The sequence below is a fragment of the Campylobacter volucris genome, from assembly GCF_008011665.1.
Classification (GTDB): Bacteria; Campylobacterota; Campylobacteria; order Campylobacterales; family Campylobacteraceae; genus Campylobacter_D; species Campylobacter_D volucris_A.
The window spans coordinates 21,121-43,146 of record NZ_VOWJ01000013.1; the positions used below are offsets into that span (position 1 = coordinate 21,121).

A 22,026-nucleotide genomic window follows, 5' to 3' on the forward strand; every position below is an offset into this window, starting at 1 on the left:
ATCAAGTAATATTATAAAATATAATATAAAAAATGGACACATAGAGATTAATTTATACAAAGAAAGACTAATGATTATAGTGGTTGTGGAATTTCTGAAACAAATTTGAGTAAAATCTTTGATCGTTATATGAGGTTTAATAATGATCAAGGTGGTTTTAGTATAGGATTTTCTTTGGTTAAAAAAAATATGTGATGAGCACTATATAAATATAGAAGTTTAAAGCAAACTTAAAGAAGAAACTTGTTTTATATTAACTTGGAAAAATTGATTATTTATTGCTCATTTTAGCTTTTTCTTTTGCTATTATGAGAGTGTTGATAAAATTTGTAATTTCTTGGCTATCTTGTTTATTGAGCGGGTTGATATTATAATTTAACATTTGTGTGGTTAAGAGCTCATTGCTAAGATCATTATCTGAAAATTCTCTTGCTTTTTGTAAAATTTTTAAAGCTTGTAAATTTTTTATTTCATACATATTAATCCTTTAAATAAATCACACTTGCTATGCGTTTTGGAGTTTGATTTTTTCTATAAGAAAAAAATCTTTCATCATCAAAAGTACAAATGTTAATATCTATAATTTTTTCTATACCTAAATCATTTGCTTGAAATTTAACCATTTTTTTTAAATCAAGTTTGTTTTTATCTAAAAAATTAGAAAAATTCTTTTGAGCAAAGTCTAAAATTTCTCCATTTATCTCATAATTTAACCCACAAATTCCTGCAGAAATGATTAAAGTGATATCTTGGCGATTGCTTTGAAATTTTGTTTGCATTTTTAACACTGCTTGGTTTAAAATATTTTCGAAGCAACCTTTTCTTCCTGAGTGTAAAGCGCTAATGATTTTTTTATTTTCATCATATAAAAGCAAAGGCAAACAATCAGCGCTTGAAATACACAAAGCAGTCTTTTTTAAAGGGCTGACCACTCCATCGCAATTTATATTAAAATCATCATTATAAACACTAACTATATTAGAATGAATTTGATTTAAAAAAACGCAAGTTTGTATATTAGTATCAAATTCAAATACGCTATGATGGATAATATTTTCTCTGAAAATATTATAATCTTTATCAAAAGCAACAAATGCTTTTACATAATCATTTTCTAATAAAGTGATGAAATTTGATCGATTTGTTGCCATGTGAGTGTTTCTTTATGATGAATTTGTCTATAAATATAACGAGCTAGAAGATCTGTTTCTATATTTACTCTTCTTTTTATGGTATATTTTTTAAATAAAGTTTCTTTAAAAGTTATAGGGATGATGGTTAAACGAAAAGAATCATCAAAAACTTCATTAATTGTTAGGCTAACTCCATCTATACCTATACTACCTTTATTTGCAATCAACATCATTATATCTTTAGGAGCTTTAATATAAAAATCAATTCCATTTTGGTTATTTTGTATTTTTATAATTTCTCCAATTGCATCAATATGTCCTTGCATTAAGTGCCCATCAAGTCTATCTCCAAATTTTAAAGCAGGTTCTATATGAACATAATCTTTAAAATTTTCTATAGCTATGTGGGTCCTGCTTTCATAAGAAAGCTCTACACTAAATCCATTATGATAAATTTGAGTTACGCTTAAACATGCACCATTTACAGCGATGCTATCGCCTAAATTTGGTTTGTATTTAGCATTTAGCGTAAGTGTATTATTTTGATAAGATTTGACAAAAGCTAACTCTCTAATAAGCCCGTTAAACATTGATAAACCTTGATTTTTTAATTAATTTTATCCAAAAGTTATAAATTTAGTTTTAAGTAAAATATTATATAATCCTTGCCTTTTTAGAAAATAAAGGCAAAATATGTTTGATGTGATTGTAATAGGCGGTGGCCATGCTGGTATAGAGGCTAGTTCAGCTGCTGCTAGAATGGGTAAAAAAATTTTACTTTTAACGACTTTAATAGAGCAAATTGGTGCAGCAAGTTGCAATCCTGCCATAGGAGGTTTAGCTAAAGGGCACTTGGTAAAAGAACTAGATGCTATGGGTGGTTTAATGGGACAAATCACCGATGAATCTGGAATTCAATTTAGAATTTTAAATGAAAGTAAAGGAGTGGCAGTTCGTGGAAGTAGAGCACAAATTGATATGGATGCTTATAGAATTTGTGCTAGAAATAAACTTTTAAAACTACAAAATTTAGAAATTTCACAAGAACAAGTTGTATCTTTGATTATAGAAAATGATGCTGTTAAAGGTGTAAAAACTAATTTAGATAATACATATTTTGCAAAAAAAATTATCCTTACAACAGGAACTTTTTTAAATGGACTCATCCATATAGGAGAAAAAAAGCTTCAAGCAGGTAGGGTGGGGGAACTTGCTTCAATAAATTTAGGAGAATATTTAAAACAAAGTGGTTTAAAAATAGGAAGATTAAAAACGGGAACTTGTCCAAGAGTTGATGCTAAAAGTATTGATTTTAATGTATTAGAAATTCAACACGGTGATACAAATCCTAAGGCCTTTAGTTTTAAAACAAAAAATTTTACTCCTAATCAGCTTCCATGTTATATAGCAAGAACCAATCTAAAAACACATGAAATTATTAAAAATAATTTTTATCGAGCTCCGTTATTTACAGGTCAAATCGAAGGCATAGGACCAAGATATTGTCCTTCTATTGAAGATAAAATTAATCGTTTTGAAGATAAAGAAAGTCATCATTTGTTTATAGAACCTCAAACTAAAGATGCGACAGAATATTATATTAATGGGCTTTCTACTTCTTTGCCTTATGAAGTGCAAATTGCTATGCTAAGAAGTATTGAAGGTTTTGAAAATGCTAAAATTACGCGTTTTGGCTATGCTATAGAATATGATTATATTGATCCAACCGAGTTAAAGCACACTTTAGAAACTAAAAAGATTAAAAATTTATATTGTTCTGGTCAGATTAATGGTACAACAGGCTATGAAGAAGCAGCAGCGCAAGGATTTATGGCCGGGATTAATGCGGTTTTGGCCATTGAAAAAAAAGATCCTTTTGTATTAAGACGCGATGAGGCTTATATAGGAGTATTGATTGATGATTTGGTAATTAAGGGCACAAAAGAACCATATAGAATGTTTACTTCAAGAGCTGAATATAGGCTTTTACTAAGAGAAGAAAATGCTATTTTAAGACTTGGAGAGTATGGATATAATTTTGGCCTTTTAAATGATGAAGAATTTTCATATATAAATCATATCAAACAAAATGTTCAAAAAGGACTAGAATATTTATTAGAAACTTCTTGGACTCCAAGCAATCAAAACAATGAATTTTTACAAAGTATCAATGAAGAAAAAATTTCTTCCATAGTAAGTTTGCAAAAAATTGTTGCAAGATCAAGCTTTACTATAGATAAGTTAAAAGCTTTAAGTGAAATGTTTGAAAAAATGGATGAATATTCATTAAATGAAATTTTAAATGAAGCAAAGTATTATCATTATATAGCAATGCAAAAAGCTCAGATAGATAAAATGAAACATTTGCATGAAGTTAAAATTCCTGAAAATTTTGATTTTAATAAAGTAAGTGGTTTAAGCAATGAAGTTGTAGAAAAATTACAAAAATTTAACCCACCTACTATTTTTGCTGCCTCGCAAATTAGTGGTATAACTCCTGCTGCATTAGATATTTTATACATATATATTAAAATGAAAAAATAATTTAGATAATTATAATGTCTAAATTATTTTAAATCTCGCAACTAAAATCAATTTAAATAATACCATTTAAATCTTATTTATAAGGCTTTTGCAAAAGAAAAAATTTATTATTTTTACGATACACTACTTACTTTTTACATTGAAAAATAATTTTAAAATAAGGGAGTAATATGGCTACATCTGAGAGTAGGCGAAGCTTTATGGGATTTGCTTTTGGAACAGTAGCTGCTGTGGGAGGTGCTTTTTCATTAGTTGCAATGAAAAAGACTTGGGATCCACTTCCAAGTGTTAAAGCAGCGGGGATTACAACTGTAGATCTTTCAAGCATGAAAGAAGGGGAATTGAGGACAATAGAATGGCGTAAAAAGCCAATTTTTATTCTCAAAAAAGATGCAGATATGGCAAAAGATAGTAAAAGAGATGTGGTTGTAGGTGATGTTGCTTACACTGTTGTTATTGGTCTTTGTACTCATTTAGGCTGTATTCCAGCTTATGCTCCAAGTGAAAGATTATTCAAATGTGCTTGTCATGGTGGAGAATTTGATGTTAATGGAGTTAATGTATTTGGTCCGCCTCCAAGACCTTTAGATATCCCACCTTTTAGGATAGAGGGAACAAAATTGGTTTTAGGGGAAGAAGGTCCAGAGTATAAAAAAATGATGGAGGAAGCTTAATATGGCACAAATTAAAAAAGCTACTGGTATTATTGATTGGCTTGATCAAAGATTAGCTGTAAATAAGCTTTTTAATGTTTTAATGGCGCAATATTGGATACCAAAACAAATTAATTTTTTATGGGCAATGGGTGTAATTTTGACAACACTTTTTGCAATGCTTTTTATATCAGGTTTATTTTTGGTAATGTATTACAAACCCGATGTAGCTTTGGCTTTTGATAGTGTAAATAAAACTATTATGCAAGAAGTTGAGTATGGTTGGCTTTGGCGTCATATTCACGGTGTGGCCGCTTCAATTGTGTTTTTGATTATTTATATTCATATGCTTACTGGAATTTATTATGGATCTTATAAAAAAGGTCGTGAGATGATCTGGGTAAGTGGTATGCTATTGTTTGTTGTGTTTTCAGCAGAAGCATTTAGTGGCTATATGTTACCTTGGGGACAAATGAGTTATTGGGCTGCTCAAGTTATTACCAATTTATTTGGAGGTATTCCTTTTATAGGTCCTGAACTTGTTATTTGGATAAGGGGTGATTATGCAGTTTCAGATCCAACATTAACAAGGTTTTTCATGCTTCATGTTTGTTTGTTGCCTATAGTGATCTTAAGTATTATAGCTTTTCATTTTTATTCGTTAAGAATTCCTCATGTTAATAATGAAATTTCAGAAGAAATTGACTTTGATTTAGAAGCTGAGAGATATTTGGCTGGTGATACTAAAGGTTCTAAGGTTATACCTTTTTGGCCAGGCTTTTTAGCAAAAGATTTTATGTATATTTCGTTATTTATGATTTTCTTCTTTTATTTGGTTAGTTTTAAATTCAATTTTGCTATGGATCCTATAAATTTTGAACCTGCAAATTCATTAAAAACTCCAGCACATATTTATCCTGAATGGTATTTTTTATGGAGTTATGAAGTATTAAGAGGATTTTTCTTTGATGTTGGAAGTATAAAAGCTTTTGATATCGGTTTGGCTGCATTTGGTATAGCGCAAATTATCTTTTTCTTATTACCATGGCTTGATAGAAGTGATATAGTAAAACCAGCACATGAAAGACCGATGTTTTTTATTTGGTTTTGGGTGTTATTAATAGACATGATTGTATTAACAATATATGGAAAACTTCCTCCAACTGGTATTAATGCTTGGATAGGATTTTATGCATCTATGGTATTTTTATTGTTGTTATTAGTAGTATTGCCAATTATTACAATTATGGAAAGAAAAAGGGGCTAATAATGAGAGAATTAAAAATATTTTTCGTAGTTGTATTTTTTACAGCTTTGGTATACTGGGGGGTTGAACCATTTGCACATTCGGTTATGAATCCACATTCAACTCCTGCAAATTTTGATTTTGCAAAAGCTGATGAAGAATTTTTTCAAAAGGAAATTGAAGCTAAAACAAAGGCTTTAGATGAAGCTAAAGCTTCTGGTAATGAAAAAGCTATTATTGCTACACAAAAAGCTTTAGAACTTTTACAAAGTCAAGAACAAAGCACTAAACAAATGTGGGAAAAAATTTCAAAAATTGATTTTTCAAAAGCAAACGTGCAAAAGGGTAAAGAAATTTTTGAAGGAAATTGTATAGCATGTCATGGTGTAAAAGCTGCAGGAATTCCAGCTAGTATTACAGATTCTTCTTTGGGTGTTACTCCACCTGATTTAAGTGATGCAGGTAGTATTTATGATGAGAAATTTTTAGCTGCGTTGATTATAGATCCAGTTAAAGCTATGCAAATTTCACATAAATTTAATGATGAAAAACCTTTTTTAATGCCTGCTTATCCTTTAAGTGGAGATGATACTAAAGATGGACAAGATTTGGCTGATTTAATAGCATTTTTAAAAGATACTGCTATTAAATATGAAAAAGATTTTGAAGATACAACAAAAAAAGAATTAGAAGCAAAATATGCTAAAAATCAAGAATTATCCCAAGAAGCTAAGAATTCTTTAATAGCAAAAGAACTTCAATTTGCAAAAGATAAGCAAGTTTTTGAAAATGCTTGTGGAAGATGTCATGATGTGAAATATGATGGGTTTGTTTCTAGTTCAAATATGGATGATTTGAAAAATTATCTTGGTATGACACCTCCTGATTTATCAATGATGATTAGATCTAAAGGAAGAGATTATCTTGATATTTTTATTAATGAACCTCAAAAGAAAATTCATGGCACAGCTATGCCTAGAGTAGGTTTAAATGAAAAAGCTCAAGAAGAAGTTATTGATTATCTTGAAAAAGTTGGTGATAGCAAAAAAGAAGAGAGAGAGCAAACTGGAATTTATATTATGATTTTCTTTGCTATCTTAAGTATTTTTGCTATTGGATGGAAAAGATCTGTTTGGTCAAAACTTCATTAAAAATTTAAAAAATAACGCTTTTTAGCGTTATTTATTTTACAATAAGCTAAATATAAACAAAATTAGATAAAATACTTTCTCATTTCACACGCATTAATTTCCTTATTTAGGTTGCTTATTTGGTTTAATGAATGCGGAGGAATAAACCTAAAATATTTAACAAGGAGAAAATCATGGTAAGCATGAGAGATTTATTAGAATGTGGTGTTCATTTTGGACATCAAACTAGAAGATGGAATCCAAAAATGAAAAAATTTATTTTTGGCGAAAGAAAAGGTATATATGTAATTGATTTACAAAAAACCTTAAGATATTTTAGATACACATATAATATTGTTCGTGATGCGGCAGCTGAAGGTAAAACTATACTTTTTGTTGGAACAAAAAAACAAGCTGGTGGTGCTATTAAAGAATATGCTGAAAAATGTGGTATGCCTTATGTTAATCATAGATGGCTTGGTGGTATGATGACTAATTTTGGCACCATTCGTCAATCAATTAGAAAATTAGAAGTTATAGAAAAAATGGAAGAAGATGGAAGTATCAAGCTTTTAACAAAAAAAGAAGCTTTAATGCTTACTAGAAAAAAAGAAAAATTATTGGCATATCTTGGTGGGATTAGATATATGAAAACTCAACCTGATATGATATTTGTAATAGATACAGTAAAAGAAAAAATCGCAGTGCAAGAAGCAAATAGATTAAAAATTCCTGTAATAGCTCCTTTAGATACAAATTGTGATCCTGATTTAGTTGATTTTCCGATTCCAGGCAATGATGACGCTATTCGTTCAGTGCAACTTTTTTGCCAAGAGATGGCTGAAGCAATTAATGAAGGGAAGGCTTTAAGAGAGCAAGATGGTGATATACAAACAGAATTACCAATTAGCGAAGAAGAAAAAAAAGAAGTTTTAGAAGAAGCTATGAGTGAAGAAGATTTTGAAGGAGATAAAGAATAATGGCTGAAATCACTGCACAAATGGTAAAAGAACTGCGCGAAAGCACTGGCGCAGGTATGATGGATTGTAAAAATGCTTTGAAAGATACAGATGGTGATTTTGAAAAAGCAGTTCAACTTTTAAGAGAAAAAGGTCTTGGTAAAGCAGAAAAAAAAGCCGATCGTTTAGCAGCCGAAGGTTTGGTTAGTGTAAAAGTAAGCGATGATTTTAAATTTGCAACTGTTAGTGAAATTAATTCAGAAACAGATTTTGTTGCTAAAAATGAACAATTTATCGCTTTAACTAAAGATACTACAAGTCATATTCAAACTAGAAATATTCAAAGTGTTGAAGAATTACACTCTAGTGAAATTAATGGAGTGAAATTTGAAGAATATTTAAAAAGTCAAATTGCAACTATAGGCGAAAATTTAGTTGTGAGAAGATTTGCTACTTTAAAAGCAAGTGCTAATGGTGTGGTAAATGGCTATATTCATACTAATGGTCGTGTTGGTGTTGTTATTGCCGCAGCTTGTGATAGTGAAGCTACCGCTTCTAAATGCTCAGAATTTTTAAAACATATTTGTATGCATATAGCAGCTATGAAACCTAGCTATTTATCTTATGAAGATTTAGATATGGAGTTTATAGAAAATGAATACAAAGCTTTAGCAGCTGAACTCGAAAAAGATAACGAGGAAAGAAGAAGATTAAAAGATCCAAACAAACCTGAACATAAAATTCCTAAATTTGCAAGCAGAAAGCAACTTAGTGAAGCTATTTTAAAACAAGCTGAAGAGGATATTAAAGCAGAACTTAAAGCACAAGGGAAACCTGAAAAAATTTGGGATAATATTATTCCTGGTAAGATGAATAGCTTTATTGCTGATAATTCTCAGCTTGATAGTAGACTTACTTTAATGGGTCAATTTTATGTAATGGATGATAAAAAAACTATTGAGCAAGTTATTGCTGAAAAAGAAAAAGAACTTGGCGGAAGTATAAAAATAGTTGAATTCATCCGTTTTGAAGTAGGTGAAGGCTTAGAAAAGAAAACTGAAGATTTTGCTGCTGAAGTTGCTGCGCAAATGAGCTAATTATGGAAATTTTAAAAGCGGAGAATTTAGGACATAGTTTTGAATATCCGCTTTTTGAAAATTTGAATTTATCATTGTGTGAAAGAGATTGTATTGCTATACAAGGAAGTAGTGGTTGTGGCAAATCAACTCTTTTGCATATATTTTCTACTTTATTAAAACCAAAAATTGGAAATGTTTTTTATAAAAATCAAAATATATATCAACTCAAAGAAGAGCAGTTGTTAAAAATTCGCAGAAATGAATTTGGAATTATTTTTCAAACACATTATTTATTTAAAGGTTTTTTTGCTTTTGAAAATATTGAATTAGCTAGTATTCTAAGTAAGCAAGAAATTGATTATGAGTTTTTAAGGCAGTTAGGTATAGATGATTTATTAGAGCAAAAAATTACAAAATTAAGCGGTGGCCAACAGCAAAGAGTAAGCATTGCTAGAGTTTTAAGTAAAAAACCTAAAATTATTTTTGCTGATGAAGCAACTGGAAATTTAGACTATAAAAATGCCCATAATGTGATGGAAATTTTGATTGATTATGTTAAAAATCATAATGCGATTTTGGTATTTGTTACTCATGATCAAGAACTTGCAAAAAAATGTGATTTTGTTTTTCATTTAGGAAATCATGGAATTTGTTAAGTATTTAGGTGATCAAAATGTAGTTGCTTTCATGTTGCTTTTTGCAAGAATGAGCGGTTTGTTTGTTTTTTTTCCTTTTTTTTCTCACAATAGTATTCCTATAGTCATCAAAACTACTTTGGCATTATTTTTAACTATGTTTTTATTTCCTTTGGCAAAAGTAGAAGGAAACACTCCCGATTCTTTTTTTATATTTTTTCTTTTAGGTGAGGTTTTGTTTGGAATAATTGCAGGGTTGATTTTACAAATGGTTTTTGCCATCTTACAAATGGCAGGGGAACAAGTATCTTTTACCATGGGATTTTCTATGGCTAGCATTGTTGATCCATCAACCGGGGCTAATACTCCAGTGATTTCTCAAGTGTTGAATTTATTAGCATTATTATTTTTTTTAGCTTTTGATGGACATCATTTGGTATTGCTTTTCATATCAAATTCTTTAGATTATATCAGCTTAGGCGGATTTTACCCGCATGAAAATTTAATGCTTTATTTAAATAAAGCTATGGTTAATATTTTTGTTTTAGGTTTTTCTATGGCTTTTCCTATTTTGGCTATTTCTTTGTTATCAGATGTAATTTTTGGTATGCTTATGAAAACAATGCCTCAATTTAATTTATTAGTTGTAGGATATCCAATAAAAATATTTTTATCATTTGCCGTATTAATAGCTATTTTGCTTGTAATGATGGAGTATTTTAAAAATTTAATAATGAAAAGTTTTGAACATATTGAATTATTGTTTTTTAATCTATAAGCAATAAATAATTAAAAATATTTTAGAATAACACATTTTTTAAGTTTTTAGGAGAAGTGAATGAAAGTTTTACTTATAAATTCTAATGTTGCTGTGTCTAAATTAGTAAGTTTGGGTGTGCAAAAACTTGGTTATGATTTTGAAGAACTTGCAGATATTGAAGGTGAACTTTCGCATTATGATATTATCATCGTAGATCATGATAATGATGTTGATTTAAATGAACTTAAAACAAAATGTGATAGATTGATTTATTTATTACCAAGAAATCAAGAAAAAAAAGAAGATATAGAGTGTTTATATAAGCCTTTTTTACCTACTGATTTTATAGAGTTATTAGGTGGAATTAAAGAATTTAGTGGAGCGGGGCAAGAACAATCAAATAATAATTTGGATGAGCAATTGCTTGGTTTTGATGAGGATAAAATTTTAGAAGATGATGAATTGTTGGATACAGATGAATTGTTAAAAGATTTAAATTTAGATGAAGAAAATGTAGAAGAAAATGTAGAAGAAAATGTAGAAGAAAATGTAGAAGAAAATGTAGAAGAAAATGTAGAAGAAAATGTAGAAGAAAATGCCGCGCATTTACAAAATATTAATGATTTAGAAGAACCATTGGTGGAAGAACTTGGTGAAAAAGAAGTGGATTTTGACGATATTCCAAAAGATGCGAAATTTATTGGCAATGAGGATGAAAATTTAGATGAAAATTTAGATGATGAACAGCCGCAAGTAGAAGAATTACTTGAGTCTAAAAATGAAAATATTCAAGAAGATTTTACTTTTGATGAAGAAATTAGTACTCAAGATAAGATAAAAGAAGAATTAGCTGCTATTGATGAGCTTGATGAGGAATTAGAAGAATTGGATGAAAAAACAATGGGTGAATTTATTAACATGGATGAAAATATGAAAAATGAACAAGATGATTTTGCTTCTTTAAGTGAAGAAGAAATCAAGATGGCTCTAGGAGAAACAACATCTAATGATGTAAATTTACAAGATGATGTTAAAATGAATAATCACATTAGTGATTTAGAAGATGTTGAGAATAATGAAGAAATGGTTGATGAATTAAGCAAAAGCATAGCCCAAACAATTACTTCAAGCATTACCGATGATACCTTAAAAGCAGCATTAAAAGGTATGAAAATGAATATAAATATTAACATTAGTTTTGATGAGAGTAATAAAAATTGAGTGGCCAAATTTTAATTATATCTGGTCCAAGTGGCGCTGGTAAGAGCACTTTATTACAAAGACTTTTTAAAGAAAAAGAAAATATTTATTTTTCTATATCAAGCACTACAAGAGCTCCAAGAGAAAATGAAAAAAATGGAGTAGATTATCATTTTATTAGTGAAGTTGAATTCAAGCAAGGTATAGAAAATGGAGAATTCTTAGAATGGGCATTGGTACATAAAAATTATTATGGCACTTCTTTGATTCCCATTAAAAAAGCTTTAGAAGATGGAAAGAGTGTTATTTTTGATATTGATGTCCAAGGTTTTTGTATAGTAAAAGAAAAGATGTCAAATTTTATCACTTCTGTTTTTGTTACCACTAAAAATAAAAAAGAGCTTGAAAAAAGATTACTTAAGCGAAATACTGATAAAATAGAAGATATTGGTAAGAGATTAGAAAATGCTAGTGAGGAGATGAAATTTTTATCTCAGTATGATTTTTTAATTATTAATGAAGATCTTGAAACAAGTTATAAGCAATTAGAAGCTGTGTTTGAAGTATCTAAAATCAAAAGTAAAAAATTCAATTTAGAACAAATTCAAATCCAATGGAATAAAGGAGATTAGCATGCATATGCCAAGTGGAACTCAATGGCTGATTATACTTCTTATAGTGGTTTTATTATTTGGTGCCAAAAAAATACCAGAACTTGCAAAAGGATTAGGAAAAGGTATTAAAACTTTTAAAGATGAAATGAATACTGAAGATGATAAAAAACTATCGCAGGATAATGCTCAAAAAATAGAAAAAGTTGGTGAAAAAGATGCTGTTATAAAAGAGAATGAAGATATAAAAAAAGTATAATTTTACATAAAGGCAAGCTTTGAAAACTTTAATTTATGAAGCAATTAAAGAAAAACTTGGTAGGGATCTTATTTTAGAAAATCCTAAAAATAAAAATTTAGCTCATTTTGCAACTCCTTTAGCCTTTTCTTTGGCTAAAGAGTTAAAGCAAAATCCTATGTTAATAGCGCAAGATATTGTTTTAAAATTGCAAGATTGTGAATATTTTGAAAGTGTTGAAGCTGTTAATGGTTATGTAAATTTTAAACTTTCAAAAACATTTTTGGATTTTTTATCTACTAAAGCTTTAAAAGATCCTAAGAATTTTGCAAAAGATGATTTAAAAAATGAAAGTTTTTTACTTGAATATGTGAGTGCAAATCCTACAGGTCCTTTGCATATAGGTCACGCAAGAGGTGCTATTTTTGGAGATAGCTTGGCAAGAGTTGCTAGACATTTAGGATATAAATTTGATACAGAATATTATATAAATGATGCAGGTAATCAAATTTATCTTTTAGGTTTATCAGTATTGCTTGCTGTAAAAGAACACTGTTTAAAAGAAAATGTGCAATATCCCCAAGAGTATTATAAAGGTGAATATATTGTAGATATTGCTAAAGAAGCTTTTGTTAATTTTGATAAAACTTTTTTTATCGATGAAAATATACCTGAACTTGCAAATTGGGCTAAAGATAAAATGCTTGATTTGATTAAGCAAAATTTAGCTGATGCTAAAATTTATATTGATTTTTATGTTAGTGAAACTAGCTATTATTCTCAATTGCAAAATACCCTAGAAGCACTAAAGATGTACAATGGTACTTATGAAAAAGAAGAAAAAATTTGGCTTGCTTCTACTAAAAAAGGCGATGAAAAAGATCGTGTGATTATTAAAGATGATGGTAAGGGTACTTATTTAGCTGCTGATATAGTTTATCATAAAGATAAAATGAGTAGGCCTTATACTAAATGTATTAATATTTGGGGAGCTGATCATCATGGTTATATAGCTAGAATAAAAGCAGCTATGGAATTTTTAGGGTTTGATGCGAAAAATTTAGAAATCATTTTAGCTCAAATGGTGTCTTTATTAAAAAATGGTCAGCCTTATAAAATGAGCAAAAGAGCTGGTAATTTTATTTTAATGAGTGATGTTTTAGAAGAACTTGGTAGTGATGCATTACGATATATATTTTTAAGTAAAAAATGCGATACGCATTTAGAATTTGATGTAGATGAATTTAAAAAAGAAGATAGTTCTAATCCTGTTTATTATATTAATTATGCACATGCAAGAATTCATCAAGTTTTTGCTAAGGCTAATAAAAATATAGAGGATATTTTAGATGTAAAAATTCAAACCTTAAATGAAGATGGAATGAATCTTTTATTTGAAAGTTTGAATTTAAAAGCTGTGTTGCATGATGCGTTTGAAAGTAGGGCTTTGCAAAAAATTCCTGATTATTTAAAAAATTTAGCAGCACTTTTTCATAAATTTTATAATGAAAACAAAGTTGTTGGTTCATCAAATGAAGATGAGCTTTTAAAACTTTTTGCGGTTTGTGCTTTGAGTATTAAAACTGCATTTGCATTAATGGGAATTGAAGCTAAAAATAAAATGAATCACGATTAATTTTTAATCGTGTTTTTTAATATTTCTTGTCATCATAAAGCTTTGCTCGAAGAATAAAAGCAAAGTTACGCTTACTCCTGTGGCTAAAGCTAATGTAACTGAAAGAGTGGTAAAAAAATAATCAAAAAATTGTATAAGTGCTTCTGTTTTAATGATAGTATCATCTGATCTTATAAAGCTTATGAGATATAAAATTGCCTTATAGGCATAAATTCCAGGTATCATAGGTATAAGAGCTGGAAAGGCTATAATTTCTGCAGGTGTTTTAAAAATTTTTGCCAAAATTAAACCTATGCATCCTATGGCAAATGAGGCAATAAATGTAGCTATAGCAAGAGTTTGAAAATTAAAATAATTTATCAAGGTAAAACGCAAACTATGAGCAAATGCAGCCAATAATGCAGATAAAAAAAGTGTTCTAAGTGGAGGATTGTAAGCATATGCAAAGCCAAATCCTGTAAGTGCTGCAAAAAACATATCCCAAAGTATAGAGCTATAATCAATCATTGTAAAATTCCAAAATTATTAATGCTTAAAGTTGTGTAAATTCCAATAGCTATGCAGCAAATTAAAATAGCAACGCTAATAATACGACTAAGTCCCATTAAAATATGATCTTTTAAAATATCTACAATTGAATTGATAAAATAAACTCCAGGTATAAGATATAAAATACTTGATCCAAGTGCTACATTAGGATCTTTGATAAGATTTAAATCAACTCCTATAAATACTATCAAAGATGAAATAAATGAACATATGATATATTGAATTCTTAAATCTATTTTTATTTTAGTAAGTATAAATTTTAAACTCAATCCTATTAATGTTGCGATAAATACAAAAACACATCCATATAAATCCCCGCCAAAAAGCTTGCAAAATGCAGCATTAGCACTAGAAATTAAAAAAAGATCTAAAAGTATAGGATTTTCTTTTGTTTGGATTATTTTTTCAAATGATTTTTTTGCTTGTGTTAAATTGTATTTATGATCGTAAATTTGCCAGCTTAAAGCGCTTAATTCTAAAATGATTTTAAAATTTATATGTTTATAATTATTGGGAATGATAAAAGTTCTTTGATTGGAGTTATTTTCTTTATCATAAATATTAATTGCAGTATGATGAAAGAAAAAATTCATATTGATTTCATAGTCATAAGCACGAGCTATCCTATCTACGCATTTTGCAACTCTTGCTGTATAAGTTCCAGCTCCTAAAAATATGGTTATATAAGAAATTAAAAAATTGGTTAATTCTTGGATATTTGGTTTGTGCATTTTTGTTTAGTTGGCTTACTTTCTTTTTTTTGAAAAAATATATAAATTGCTATCATAATGGCAACAAAAACTAGACAAGCTATAATCACTAAATGTAAATATTGTTTTATTAAATCTTCATTTTTTCCTAAAATATATCCTAATATAAGTAAAATCAAACACCAAATTCCAGTGCCCAAGCTTGTGTAAAAAATAAATTTATTTAAATTCATTCTTGCAAGTCCAGCAGGCAGTGAAATGTATTGGCGCAAACCAGGGATTAGCCTGCCTGTAAAGGTTGAAATTTCTCCGTGTTTGTTAAAAAATACTTCAAATTTATGAAATTTTTCTTCGTTTATGCCAAAATATTTACATATTTTTAAAACCACATTGCGTCCTAAAAAATAACAAAGATAATAATTAAATAAAGCCCCTAAAAGTGCTCCAAATGTTCCACAAAAAAGGCAAATCCAAAAGTTTAATTCATTTTGATGAGCCAAATAACCCGCAGGAATCATAACCACTTCGCTAGGAAATGGAAAAAAAGAACTTTCAATAAACATTAAAAAGATAATGCCTAGATAACCCCAATCTTTTGCTAGTGTAAGTAAAAAATCTACAATTTCTCCAAGCATTATTTTCCCTAAAATAAAATTATTTTTCTTCGAGTTTTTCTAAAATTTTTATAGTTTTGATTTTATCATTTTCTCTGATACTATCTAAAACTTCTAAGCTTTCTTTGTCATTTTCATCAATTTGTCCAAAGATGGTATGAACTCCATCTAAATGAGGTTGAGGGCTATGACAAATGAAAAATTGCGATCCGCCCGTATCTTTACCAGCATGAGCCATAGATAAAGTTCCTCTTAAGTGTTTGTGTTTTTGATCATCGCATTCACATTCTATTTCATATCCAGGTCCACCCGAGCCTATGCCATGAGGACAGCCTCCTTGTATAACAAAATCTGCAATCACGCGATGAAAAATCAAATCATCGTAAAAACCATCATTTGCTAAATTTGCAAAATTACACACGGTTTGTGGAGCTTCATTAGGAAATAATTTTAAAGTCATATCGCCTTTGTCAGTGCTAATAATGGCAAAATTGTATTTTTTAGCATTTTTAGTGTCGATTTTTTTAAGCATGTTTTCTCCTATTCTATATTTGTATAAACTGCTTGAACATCATCATCATCTTCTAATTTATCAAGTAATTTTTCTATATCGTTTAATTGTTCTTCATTAAAGTTTACAGGATTATTTGCGATATACTCAAGTCCTGCTTTTTTAAGTATTAAACCTTTTTTTTCTATAGCATTACTAAGTTCACCAAAAGCAGTATAGTCTCCTATGATTAACAATTCTTCTTCGTTTTGCTCTAATTCTTCAAGTCCAGCATCGATTAAATCCAATTCAAGTTCTTCTAAATCTGTATCAGTCTTTTCAAGATGAAACACAGCTTTGTGTGAAAACATAAATGTCAAAGAACCATTTTGTAAAATTTCTCCACCATTTTTACTAAAAATAGCTTTTACATTTGCTACTGTGCGAGTAGGATTATCACTCATGCATTCAACTATAATCAAAGCTCCATGTGCTGCTTTTCCTTCATAGTGTATGTTTTTAATATCAGCACTATCTTTTCCACTTGCTCTTTTTATAGCTGCATCGATATTATCTTTTGGCATATTATTAGCCTTGGCTGTAGCTATGGCGCTTCTTAGTTTTGGATTCATATCAGGATCAATTCCACCTTCTTTAGCGGCTACTTGTATGGCTTTAGCAAGTTTTGGAAAAAGTTTGCTCATTTTATCCCATCTTGCTTCTTTTGAGGCTCTGCGATATTCAAACGCTCTTCCCATAAAATCTCTCTTTCTAAATAATTTTTAGCACAAAAGTATAAACTAAGAAGTCTAAATTTGATTTTAAAGATTTCTTAGATAGAATAAACAACTCTTAAAATTTATCTCTCACAATATAAAATTCAAAAATCTAAGGAAAATTATGAGTGTAAAAAAAGAAGTTTTGATTGCATGGTTTTTTTTAATTGGTGCTATTGTTTTTGAAGTTATAGGAACTAGTTTTTTAAAAATAGAAAATAAGCTTTTTGGTTATTTTTTCATGGCTTTATTTATTGCTTTTTCTTATTTTCTTATGGGGCTTGCAATTAAAAAAATTCAAATTGGTATTGCTTATGCGGTATGGGAACTTTTAGGGATGATATTGATTCTTTTGGTTTCTTTTGTGTTGTTTGAAGAAAATTTAACTAATTTACAAATTTTAGGAATTATTTTATCGATAATTGGAATTGTAATGATTAATTTAGGCGAGGTAAAAGAAGAATGAAATTATATTTAATAGTAATTATTTTATCAGCCATACTTGATATAGTGGCAAATTTATTGCTAAAAAAATCTGAAAGTTTCAAGCATAAAAAATGGGGATTTGGAGCGATTTTTTGTGCAATTTTAGCTTTTTTTATGCTTTCTTTTAGTTTAGAATATGTTCCATTAAGTATTGCATATTCTACTTGGGGTGCTGTTGGAATTATAGGAACTTGTCTTGGTGGTTGGATTTTTTATAAGGAAAAATTAAATAAAATTGGTTTAGCTGGTATTGTTGTGGTTTTAATCGCAGTGGTACTTTTAAATTCTTAAAAAGGATAATTAATGCAAATAAAAACAAAAAATATTAATTGTGAAAGTTGTGTAAATTTAATCAAAGCTTCATTAGAAGATGAATATGGTATTATGAGTATAGATGTAGAAAGTAAAACAATTGATATTGATTTAAATCCTAATCAAATTCAAAAATTTAAAGATGATTTAAAAGATTTAGGTTTTGAAATAATAGAAAATGATTGAATTAAAACTCAAAATAGCTAAAATGACTTGTGTAAATTGCTCTAATGCAATTGAAAAAGTGTGTTCTAAAATCGATGGTGTTGAAGATGTAAGCGTTTCTTATGTGAATTCAAGTGGTGTTTTTTTGCTAAAAGATGATAAAAGTATAGAAAAAATCAAAGAAAAAATTACAACTTTAGGTTTTGAAATTTTAGAAGATGAGCAAAATTTAAAATTACACAAAATACAAGAATTAAAAAAACTTAAAAACAATCTTTTGCTTAGTATAGCATTAAGCATTATTGTGATGTATTTTGAAATGTTTGCGCAAGGACAAATTTCGAATTTAATCCAACTAGTTTTATCTTTTGTTGGAATTTTTTATTGTGGTGAAAGTTTTTTTGCTCATGCTATAAAAGGATTGTTTTGTAAAAATTTAGATATGAATACCTTGGTTTCTTTGGGTGCTTTGGTGTCTTTTGTGTATTCTTTATTGGTTTATTTTGATGTGTTTAATAAGGATGGGTATTTATATTTTAGCAGTGGAAGTATGATTATAAGTTTTATACTTTTAGGCAAATATTTAGAAGAAAAAGCTAAATTAAAATCTTTGGCATATCATGATCAATTAAAAAATATAGATATTAAATACGCTAATGTAATTTGTGATGATGGTAGTATTAAAGAAATTTCTAGTTCTTTTGTGAAAAAGGATGATGTGATGTTAGTTAAAGAAGGAGAGAGTGTTGTTGCTGATGGTGTAGTGCTTAATGGTAAAGCTGAGGTAGATGTTAGCTTTTTAACGGGTGAATTTTTACCTCTTTTAAAACAAGAAGGAGATGAAATTTTAGCCGGGAGTGTTTTGATAAATGGAAATTTAAAAATCAAAGCGAGTAAAAAATCCATAGAAAGTTCGCTAGAGCAAATTAAAGATTTGGTTTTTAAAGCAGGCAATATAAAAACACCTTTGGCAAATTTAGCTAATATCATTTCAGCATATTTTGTGGGTTTTATTATTTTACTTGCTATGGGTGTTTTTTGCTTTTGGTATTTTAAAGAAGGATTAAATTTGGCCTTTTTGCATGCTTGCGCTACACTTTTAATCTCTTGTCCTTGTGCTTTAGGACTTGCAACGCCTATAGCAATAGTAAGTGCATTATCAAATGGTGCTAAAAATTTCATTTTAATAAAAAATCCAGCAGTTTTAGAAAATTTATCAGACATTAAACTAGCTATTTTTGACAAAACAGGCACTTTAAGTGAAGATGAACTTAGTGTTTATAAATATGATTTAAGTGAAGAAGATTTTAAAAAATTAGTTCAAATTGAAAAATTTAGCTCTCATCCTATAGCTAAAGCTTTGGTGAAAAATTTAGACACTAAAGAAGATTTATTAGGTGAGATTGAAGTAATGGTCGGAAGTGGTATTGCATATAAGGATAAAAATGATGAATATTTTATAGTTAATGAATCATTTTGCAATCAATTAAATATTAATATCGCTAAGAGTAATTTTTTTTTAGATCAATTTAAACAAATAGCTCCAACGACTATTTATTTCATAAAAAATAGAGTTTGCTTAGGTGGGGTTTGTTTTAAAAATGAGTTAAAACCTCAAGCTAAAAAATTAATACAAAATTTAACCAATAAAAATATAAAAAGTATTATTTTAAGTGGAGACAATCAAGAAAGTGTTGCTAAAATAGCTAAAAATCTTAATATTACTGAATTTTATGCTGTTCTTAAACCAGAAGAAAAATTTGAATTTATTAAATCAAAAATGCATAAAGAAAAAGTACTTTTTGTCGGAGATGGGATCAATGATGCTCCTGCTTTAAATTTAGCCAGTGTGAGTATAAGTTTTTCTAAAGCGAGTGATTTGGCTAAAAAAAGTGGTGATTTTATTTTGATTAAAGATGATTTGATGTTAATTGATTATTGTTTTAAATTAGCTAAAAAAACTAAAAAAATTATAAAACTAAATTTATTTTGGGCTTTTGTTTATAATGGTTTATGTATTCCCATAGCAGCAGGTTTTGTGCCTTGGATTAGCTTAAGCCCTCATTTAGCAGCTTTGGCAATGAGTTGTAGTTCTATAGCAGTAGTTTTAAACTCCTTAAGATTAAGGAGTTTAAAATATCATAATTCATTAACAGCACGATGAGCTTGATCAATAGCAGAATGCATATAAGCAGACCAATCAGAGTCTGAATTCGCTATAACGATATTTTTAAAAGGTTTCCTTGCAAGTTCTATAGTTTTTTGCGCTTCATTGCTATCATCATAAAGAGAATTTTCTGTATATGAGTAGCAATGTCCCCAACGATTTACAACGATAGCTTTAATATCTTTTTCATGATCAAATCCTGCTGAGCCTAGCATACCTTGAAGCTGATCGCGTATGATTTTTTCATGTTCATCAAAACTCATTGCATATAGTAAATTTCTCCCAACTCTAGCTCTATCTCTTGCATCCATACCATTTAGATCTATTCCTTGTATATTAGCAAATGCCAATGGTGAACATACCATATGAATGCAAATTGGTTTTTTAGGATCTCTTGGGTGATGGTATCCGCCCATATCTACTGGATAGTCTAGTTTTGTTCTTGCATAAGGCATTTTTGGAGAGTAAATTTCATGAACGCCAAGCTTTATAAAAGGCTCCCAATTGCTAACTATAACTTTAGTATGCAAAAGAGAAGTTTTGACATTTTTGCTTAAAGCTTCTTTTTGTTCATTAGGTAGAGTAGGGATGATGTAAGGTATCATGCTGTTGTAATTTGCCATGACAACTTTTTTAGCTTTGACTCTGTAGCTTTTACCTTTATTGATGTAAGTTACTAAAGCTCCATCTTTAGTATTTTCTACATTGACGACTGTACTATTTAATCTTAATCTGACTTTATTTTTAGGTAAATCAAGTTTAGAATAATCAAAATGAGCTAAGGTAATATCATCCATATCTTTACCTTTAGAAGAAACTTCAGGGATTAATCTTTTTACCATTAATCTTGCAACCGTGGCATTTCCATCAGCACAATGATAAATATATGGTTCTTCCATTTCAGCCAAAGCTTCACCTTCTATAGGATCAAGTCCAAGTTTATCAAATCCTGGTAAGAAAGAAATTCTAGCATCTTCGCATGAAGTAGCATCTATACCTAAAGCTAGAAAATCATCTGTCATTCCTTCAAAAAATTTAATAGCTTGAGGTGAAAGTTTTACTTTGTCTTTTAAAAAGTCTTTGTAACTAGTTTTAGCAACATACTCTTCTCTTTGTTCTTTATTCATACCTTTTAAATAATCTTTTTCGCTTTTAAATAATGCAATTAGATCTTTTTTATCTTTTTTACTAAGCGGAAAATCTCCTATAAAAGCTTCTATGCTTCTTCCGTTGCTTTTGCTTTCGGGAATATCATCACAAATTACTTTTCTAGGATTTCCACTTACTACTTTATCTACTCCAAATTCAGCTTTAGAAAAATACACACCTCTACTCAAATTTAAATCAGGATAAAAATTCACATCAAAACGCTTTGCAAGATCATCAATATTTACTCCTAAAGAAGATAATAAATCAACCACTTCTTTAGAATATAAAGCTTTTGGAGATTGAAACGATTCGCTTCCACCATAGCTTAAAATTGTTCCATCTTCAAGTTCTATTTCATTTCTTCTAGCGTGTCCACCAAAATCATCATGATTGTCAAGAATTAAAATCTTTTTATTTTTACCAAATTTATTTTGATAAAAACAGGCAGCTGCTAAACCGCTAATGCCAGCTCCAACTACAACTAAATCATATTCTTGTTTTGGTTTTAACGAGCTAAAATCAAATTTGTGCCCATCTCTTAACATATGAGCAAATTCATAACTTGCATTATTGCTACCTCTTAATCCAAGCCATTTTGGTGGATAGTATTCTTTGGTAAAATCTTCGACTTTTGCATCTTTTCCATAGAGTACTTGCAAAGGAGTCATACCAGCAAGTATGGTTAATGCCATTCCGTTTAAAAAATCTCTTCTTTGCATAAAATTTCCTTAAAATAAGATAATTTAAATCTTATTTTAAGGAAAAGATAATTATCTCAATCTTA

General features: G+C 29.0%; 25 protein-coding genes. 16 read left to right on the forward strand and 9 right to left on the reverse strand.

Features of this window, described 5'->3' with window-relative positions; genetic code table 11:
• Positions 1 to 271: 271 nt before the first annotated feature.
• From FPD38_RS00885 to ribE, 3 genes are read right to left on the reverse strand one after another with little or no spacing between them, the layout of a single operon-like run.
• Positions 272 to 478 carry a hypothetical protein gene (locus tag FPD38_RS00885; protein WP_147554923.1) on the reverse strand — a complete coding sequence of 69 codons (207 nt, stop codon included), beginning with the start codon at positions 476 to 478 and terminating at the stop codon, positions 272 to 274.
• A gap of 1 nt (position 479) precedes the next feature.
• Positions 480 to 1,151, reverse strand: coding sequence for a purine nucleoside phosphorylase YfiH/LACC1 family protein (locus tag FPD38_RS00890; RefSeq protein ID WP_147554924.1), 672 nt, complete (start codon positions 1,149 to 1,151; stop codon positions 480 to 482).
• Positions 1,115 to 1,723: a riboflavin synthase gene (ribE, locus tag FPD38_RS00895; protein WP_147554925.1), complete on the reverse strand. Its 609-nt coding sequence runs from the start codon at positions 1,721 to 1,723 to the stop codon at positions 1,115 to 1,117. Before ribE ends, FPD38_RS00890 begins: the two co-directional genes overlap by 37 nt.
• Positions 1,724 to 1,826: 103 nt before the next feature.
• Between ribE and mnmG the strand changes: the two genes are divergently transcribed.
• The 12 genes from mnmG (at position 1,827) to argS (ending at position 13,824) form a co-directional block, all read left to right on the forward strand.
• On the forward strand, positions 1,827 to 3,677 hold the full coding sequence (mnmG, locus tag FPD38_RS00900) for a tRNA uridine-5-carboxymethylaminomethyl(34) synthesis enzyme MnmG (protein ID WP_147554926.1): 1,851 nt from the start codon (positions 1,827 to 1,829) through the stop codon (positions 3,675 to 3,677).
• Positions 3,678 to 3,847: 170 nt separating this feature from the next.
• The gene (gene petA, locus FPD38_RS00905) at positions 3,848 to 4,351 is read left to right on the forward strand and encodes a ubiquinol-cytochrome c reductase iron-sulfur subunit (protein ID WP_147554927.1); all 504 of its coding nucleotides are present in this window, start codon (positions 3,848 to 3,850) and stop codon (positions 4,349 to 4,351) included.
• A 1-nt stretch (position 4,352) separates the two neighbouring features.
• Positions 4,353 to 5,597 (forward strand): cytochrome b, encoded by a 1,245-nt coding sequence (locus FPD38_RS00910; protein ID WP_147554928.1) that lies wholly within the window; start codon positions 4,353 to 4,355, stop codon positions 5,595 to 5,597.
• Between the two features lie 2 nt (positions 5,598 to 5,599).
• Positions 5,600 to 6,727 (forward strand): c-type cytochrome, encoded by a 1,128-nt coding sequence (locus FPD38_RS00915; protein ID WP_147554929.1) that lies wholly within the window; start codon positions 5,600 to 5,602, stop codon positions 6,725 to 6,727.
• Between the two features lie 173 nt (positions 6,728 to 6,900).
• Positions 6,901 to 7,686, forward strand: coding sequence for a 30S ribosomal protein S2 (rpsB, locus tag FPD38_RS00920; RefSeq protein WP_147554930.1), 786 nt, complete (start codon positions 6,901 to 6,903; stop codon positions 7,684 to 7,686).
• On the forward strand, positions 7,686 to 8,762 hold the full coding sequence (gene tsf / locus FPD38_RS00925; protein WP_147554931.1) for a translation elongation factor Ts: 1,077 nt from the start codon (positions 7,686 to 7,688) through the stop codon (positions 8,760 to 8,762). Before rpsB ends, tsf begins: the two co-directional genes overlap by 1 nt.
• Positions 8,763 to 8,764: 2 nt before the next feature.
• Positions 8,765 to 9,400: an ABC transporter ATP-binding protein gene (locus tag FPD38_RS00930; protein WP_147554932.1), complete on the forward strand. Its 636-nt coding sequence runs from the start codon at positions 8,765 to 8,767 to the stop codon at positions 9,398 to 9,400.
• Positions 9,387 to 10,157 carry a flagellar biosynthetic protein FliR gene (gene fliR / locus FPD38_RS00935; protein WP_147554933.1) on the forward strand — a complete coding sequence of 257 codons (771 nt, stop codon included), beginning with the start codon at positions 9,387 to 9,389 and terminating at the stop codon, positions 10,155 to 10,157. Before FPD38_RS00930 ends, fliR begins: the two co-directional genes overlap by 14 nt.
• 60 nt (positions 10,158 to 10,217) lie before the next feature.
• Positions 10,218 to 11,360, forward strand: coding sequence for a hypothetical protein (locus FPD38_RS08110; RefSeq protein WP_187153071.1), 1,143 nt, complete (start codon positions 10,218 to 10,220; stop codon positions 11,358 to 11,360).
• Positions 11,357 to 11,971, forward strand: coding sequence for a guanylate kinase (gene gmk / locus FPD38_RS00945; protein ID WP_147554934.1), 615 nt, complete (start codon positions 11,357 to 11,359; stop codon positions 11,969 to 11,971). Before FPD38_RS08110 ends, gmk begins: the two co-directional genes overlap by 4 nt.
• Before the next feature lies 1 nt (position 11,972).
• Positions 11,973 to 12,209 (forward strand): twin-arginine translocase TatA/TatE family subunit, encoded by a 237-nt coding sequence (locus FPD38_RS00950; protein ID WP_147554935.1) that lies wholly within the window; start codon positions 11,973 to 11,975, stop codon positions 12,207 to 12,209.
• Between the two features lie 19 nt (positions 12,210 to 12,228).
• The gene (argS, locus tag FPD38_RS00955) at positions 12,229 to 13,824 is read left to right on the forward strand and encodes an arginine--tRNA ligase (protein ID WP_147554936.1); all 1,596 of its coding nucleotides are present in this window, start codon (positions 12,229 to 12,231) and stop codon (positions 13,822 to 13,824) included.
• Between the two features lie 3 nt (positions 13,825 to 13,827).
• Here the strand turns inward: argS and FPD38_RS00960 are convergent, their stop codons facing one another.
• The 5 genes from FPD38_RS00960 to FPD38_RS00980 are packed head-to-tail and all read right to left on the reverse strand — an operon-like array spanning position 13,828 to position 16,945.
• On the reverse strand, positions 13,828 to 14,331 hold the full coding sequence (locus FPD38_RS00960) for a threonine/serine exporter family protein (protein ID WP_147554937.1): 504 nt from the start codon (positions 14,329 to 14,331) through the stop codon (positions 13,828 to 13,830).
• Entirely contained in the window at positions 14,328 to 15,104 is a 777-nt protein-coding gene (locus FPD38_RS00965; RefSeq protein ID WP_147554938.1) for a threonine/serine exporter family protein, read from the reverse strand. Before FPD38_RS00965 ends, FPD38_RS00960 begins: the two co-directional genes overlap by 4 nt.
• The gene (locus FPD38_RS00970; protein ID WP_147554939.1) at positions 15,077 to 15,718 is read right to left on the reverse strand and encodes a DedA family protein; all 642 of its coding nucleotides are present in this window, start codon (positions 15,716 to 15,718) and stop codon (positions 15,077 to 15,079) included. Before FPD38_RS00970 ends, FPD38_RS00965 begins: the two co-directional genes overlap by 28 nt.
• Positions 15,719 to 15,737: 19 nt before the next feature.
• A complete protein-coding gene (locus tag FPD38_RS00975) occupies positions 15,738 to 16,229 on the reverse strand; it encodes a peptidylprolyl isomerase (protein ID WP_039665787.1) in 492 nt (163 codons plus the stop codon).
• A gap of 8 nt (positions 16,230 to 16,237) precedes the next feature.
• Positions 16,238 to 16,945: a YebC/PmpR family DNA-binding transcriptional regulator gene (locus FPD38_RS00980; RefSeq protein WP_147554940.1), complete on the reverse strand. Its 708-nt coding sequence runs from the start codon at positions 16,943 to 16,945 to the stop codon at positions 16,238 to 16,240.
• A gap of 142 nt (positions 16,946 to 17,087) precedes the next feature.
• Between FPD38_RS00980 and FPD38_RS00985 the strand changes: the two genes are divergently transcribed.
• The 4 genes from FPD38_RS00985 to FPD38_RS01000 are packed head-to-tail and all read left to right on the forward strand — an operon-like array spanning position 17,088 to position 20,090.
• Complete coding sequence (locus FPD38_RS00985) at positions 17,088 to 17,429, forward strand: DMT family transporter (RefSeq protein WP_147554941.1); 342 nt, start codon at positions 17,088 to 17,090, stop codon at positions 17,427 to 17,429.
• On the forward strand, positions 17,426 to 17,740 hold the full coding sequence (locus FPD38_RS00990) for a DMT family transporter (protein ID WP_039665784.1): 315 nt from the start codon (positions 17,426 to 17,428) through the stop codon (positions 17,738 to 17,740). The genes FPD38_RS00985 and FPD38_RS00990 overlap by 4 nt, the downstream gene beginning before the upstream one ends.
• A 12-nt stretch (positions 17,741 to 17,752) precedes the next feature.
• The gene (locus FPD38_RS00995; protein ID WP_147554942.1) at positions 17,753 to 17,947 is read left to right on the forward strand and encodes a heavy-metal-associated domain-containing protein; all 195 of its coding nucleotides are present in this window, start codon (positions 17,753 to 17,755) and stop codon (positions 17,945 to 17,947) included.
• Complete coding sequence (locus FPD38_RS01000) at positions 17,940 to 20,090, forward strand: heavy metal translocating P-type ATPase (RefSeq protein WP_147554943.1); 2,151 nt, start codon at positions 17,940 to 17,942, stop codon at positions 20,088 to 20,090. Before FPD38_RS00995 ends, FPD38_RS01000 begins: the two co-directional genes overlap by 8 nt.
• Here FPD38_RS01000 and FPD38_RS01005 read toward each other — a convergent pair.
• Complete coding sequence (locus FPD38_RS01005) at positions 20,066 to 21,961, reverse strand: NAD(P)/FAD-dependent oxidoreductase (protein WP_147554944.1); 1,896 nt, start codon at positions 21,959 to 21,961, stop codon at positions 20,066 to 20,068. The genes FPD38_RS01000 and FPD38_RS01005 overlap by 25 nt on opposite strands.
• Between the last annotated feature and the right edge of the window lie 65 nt (positions 21,962 to 22,026).